4 protein-coding genes are annotated in these 2,967 nt (G+C 71.7%); 1 reads left to right on the top strand and 3 read right to left on the bottom strand.

What is annotated here, in order from left to right; genetic code table 11:
• Positions 1-27 precede the first annotated feature (27 nt).
• Positions 28-606, bottom strand: coding sequence for an NADPH-dependent FMN reductase (locus HYE82_RS35570; RefSeq protein WP_179178361.1), 579 nt, complete (start codon positions 604-606; stop codon positions 28-30).
• Positions 607-881: 275 nt separating this feature from the next.
• On the opposite strand from HYE82_RS35570, the gene HYE82_RS35565 reads away from it, so the two are divergent.
• Entirely contained in the window at positions 882-1,784 is a 903-nt protein-coding gene (locus tag HYE82_RS35565; RefSeq protein WP_179178360.1) for a pirin family protein, read from the top strand.
• A gap of 242 nt (positions 1,785-2,026) precedes the next feature.
• Here the strand turns inward: HYE82_RS35565 and HYE82_RS35560 are convergent, their stop codons facing one another.
• Positions 2,027-2,386, bottom strand: coding sequence for a hypothetical protein (locus HYE82_RS35560; protein WP_179178359.1), 360 nt, complete (start codon positions 2,384-2,386; stop codon positions 2,027-2,029).
• Positions 2,383-2,967 (bottom strand): DUF6232 family protein (locus HYE82_RS35555; protein WP_256988165.1); only part of this gene is annotated, 585 nt, incomplete at its 5' end. The genes HYE82_RS35560 and HYE82_RS35555, both read right to left, overlap by 4 nt.

Raw genomic sequence — 2,967 nt, 5'->3', positions numbered from 1 at the left:
GGGTGGCGGGGTGGAGCGTGGGGATGGCTAGACCGTGCCGTTGGCCAGGGCCTGGGTCTCGCGGATCTTGGTGCCGAGCGTGTCGAGCAGCTGCTGGAGGATCTCGACGGCGGTCTCGTCCGTCAGGTTGCCGGCCTCGTCGAAGCGCTCGTGGGCACGGAAGATCTGCAGCTCGGGCTTGGTCACGACCTTGGAGTCCGTCCACAGGAACATCTGGCGCAGGGCCAGCTGGGCGCGGACGGTGCCGAAGTTGGTCGGGGCGGCGCCGGCGATCGCGATCGGCTTGCCGGTCAGGGAGGAGTCGAAGGCCGGGCGGCTCGCCCAGTCCAGGGCGTTCTTCAGGACGCCGGGGATCCCGTAGTTGTACTCGGGGGTGGCGATGAAGAGGCCGTCGGCCTCGATGATGCGGCGGCGCAGGTCGGCGACGGCGGCCGGGGCCGGCTCGACGTCCAGGTCCTCGTCGTAGAGCGGGATGTCGCGCAGGCCCTCGTAGATCTCGATGTTGAGGTCCCCGGGGGCGTGCTTCTGCGCGGCGCGGACGAGCGCGCTGTTGAACGACTCGCTGCGCAGGCTGCCGGAGATGGCGAGGATCTTGAGCTCGGGCATGAACTGTCCTTCCGCAAAGGTGACATGCGCAGCGAATGCCAGTGGCGGCACGCCCCTGCGATTACGGGCTGTGGGTATACGTGCGATGGGAAGGAGTCTGTCCGCGCACGCGGGGCACCGACAATCGCGGTCGCCGGTATCTGTCAGTTAGGGGCGGGGCCGAACCCCTGGCGGAGAACTGAACTGAACCGTATAGTTCATTACACTCCCGTGGGGTGAGACCCATGGGCAGACCCATGGGAAGCCGACGACCCCGAACGACGAGAGAAGGCATCATGACCACGCTGGGTTCCGCCCTCGGCACCGCCGCCACCACCGCCGCGACCCGCTCGGTGGTCGACGTCCTACAGCCCCTCCACACCATGGAGGGCGAGGGGTTCCCGGTCCGCCGGCCCTTCCCCACGCTGCAGATCCCGCAGCTCGACCCGTTCCTGATGCTCGACCAGGTCGGGCCGGTGGACCTCGGCCCGGACGAGCCCAAGGGCACCCCCCACCACCCGCACCGCGGCTTCGAGTCCCTCACGTACGTCCTGGAGGGCGACATCGAGTACGCCGACTCCACCGGCAACCGCGGCGTGGTGGCGCCGGGCGGCGTGCGGCGGCTGACCGCCGGCGCGGGCGTCGTGCACTCCGCGCAGCCGACCGACGCCTTCCGCGCGGCCGGCGGCCTCCAGCACAGCCTGCAGCTGTGGGTGAACCTGCCGGCCTCGCTCAAGGGCCTCCGCCCGAGCACGCAGCACCGCACCGCGGAGCGGATCCCCGTGGTCCGGCGGCTCGACGGGTCCTGGTTCAAGGTGATCGCGGGCACCGCCCTCGGCGTGACCGGACCGTTCGAGACGCAGGTCCCGGTGACCGTCGTACACGCCTCCCTGGCCCCGGGCGAGCGGGCGGAACTGCCCGCGCCGCAGGGTCGCAACGCGGCCGTGTACGTCTTCTCCGGCAGCGGCGTCGTCGCCGCGGCAGAGGTCACCGACGGCGAGCTGGCCGTCCTCTCGGACGAGGGCGACACCGTCCGCATCGAAGGCGGGCCCATCGGGGCCGACTTCCTCTTCCTCAGCGGCGAGCCCATCGGCGAACCGGTCTACCGCGGCGGCCCGTTCGTGATGAGCACCCCGGAGGAGATCGAGCAGGCCTTCGACGACTACGCCGCGGACCGCCTCGGCCGCTACGAGGACTAGGGCGTTCCCTCCGGTCACCTCAACGACCGGAAAGGGAACGGGGCGGCGCCGTGGAGTCCGGTGCGCCGCCGACGCCCTGGCCGCAGCGTCCCACTCTCGAGGTGTCGGCGGGCGCCCTGCCGCCGCGAGGCCGACCGCGACGAGCAGCGGACGCCTGCGCACCCGGTCGGCGGGCGCCCCCACGGCCGGCCCGGGCCGGGACCGGCCCCGAACCCCCTCGGTGCGGCCGCCGGCCCGCGGCGTCAGGCGCCGCCGAGCAGTTCGAGGACCGTGGTGACGGCGTCCACGATCGGCTGGCCCAGCGGGCCGACGACGGCGGCGATGCCGGCGATGGACATCAGAGCGCTCTGCCTGGCCTGCGCCGGGACGTCCGCGCCACCGGTGGCATCGGGCAGGGACGCGTCCAGCACCTGCGCGCTCGCGGGCGGCAGCTGCCCGCGCAGCGCCTCGACCCGCCGCAGGAGGTCCTTGATGGCCTCCTGGAGCTCGGGCGACAGGGCCGGCGGGGCGGCCGGGGCCGCGATGTTCTTCACCATGCCGGTGTTGCCGGAGCCGCCGTACATGTTCACGCTGTCGCCGAAGTGGTAGGTGTCGCCGCTCATCGAGTCGCCATCCCCACGTTGTTGGAGCCGCCGTACATGTTCACGTTGTCGCCGAAGGTGTAGTTCTTCGGGTTGATCACGATGGTGTCCACCCGCACCCCGTAGAGCTCGGTGTCGGGGTTGTCGATCGCGTGCGTGATCTGGCCGACGAGCCGGTGCAGGTGGTTGTGGTCGCTGCTGGTGACCACGGCGATGGACGGCCCGGAGGTCTCGACGGCCAGCACGTAGTGCGACGCGGCCGACAGCACGGTGATCAGCTCGACGAGGCAGTAGATCAGCGCGACGGCGGCCCCGAGCCAGACGAACTGGAGGATCCCGCCCGCCGCTTCCCGGTTGGCGAGGGAGGTCAGGCCGGCGAGGATCGTCAGGCCGAAAGCCAGGGAGAGGATGAGGCACAGGTTCTTCAGGAAGCGGACGGTGGCCTCCTTGCGCCGCGGGTGCAGCGTGAAGGTGTAGACCCGTGCGATGTTCTCCAACGGGTACGCGGCCCCGCCCACCCACAGGATCCGCTTGCCGATCCGGATCTCGATCCCGCCGCCGACGGGCCGCGGCGGTGCCGCGGGAGGGGGCGGGGCGCCGGG

This window comes from Streptomyces sp. BR123 (genome assembly GCF_013401435.1).
In the GTDB taxonomy this organism is placed as follows: domain Bacteria; phylum Actinomycetota; class Actinomycetes; order Streptomycetales; family Streptomycetaceae; genus Streptomyces.
Note: the sequence above shows the minus strand (reverse complement) of the source record. Positions and strands in the feature narration are given on the sequence as shown.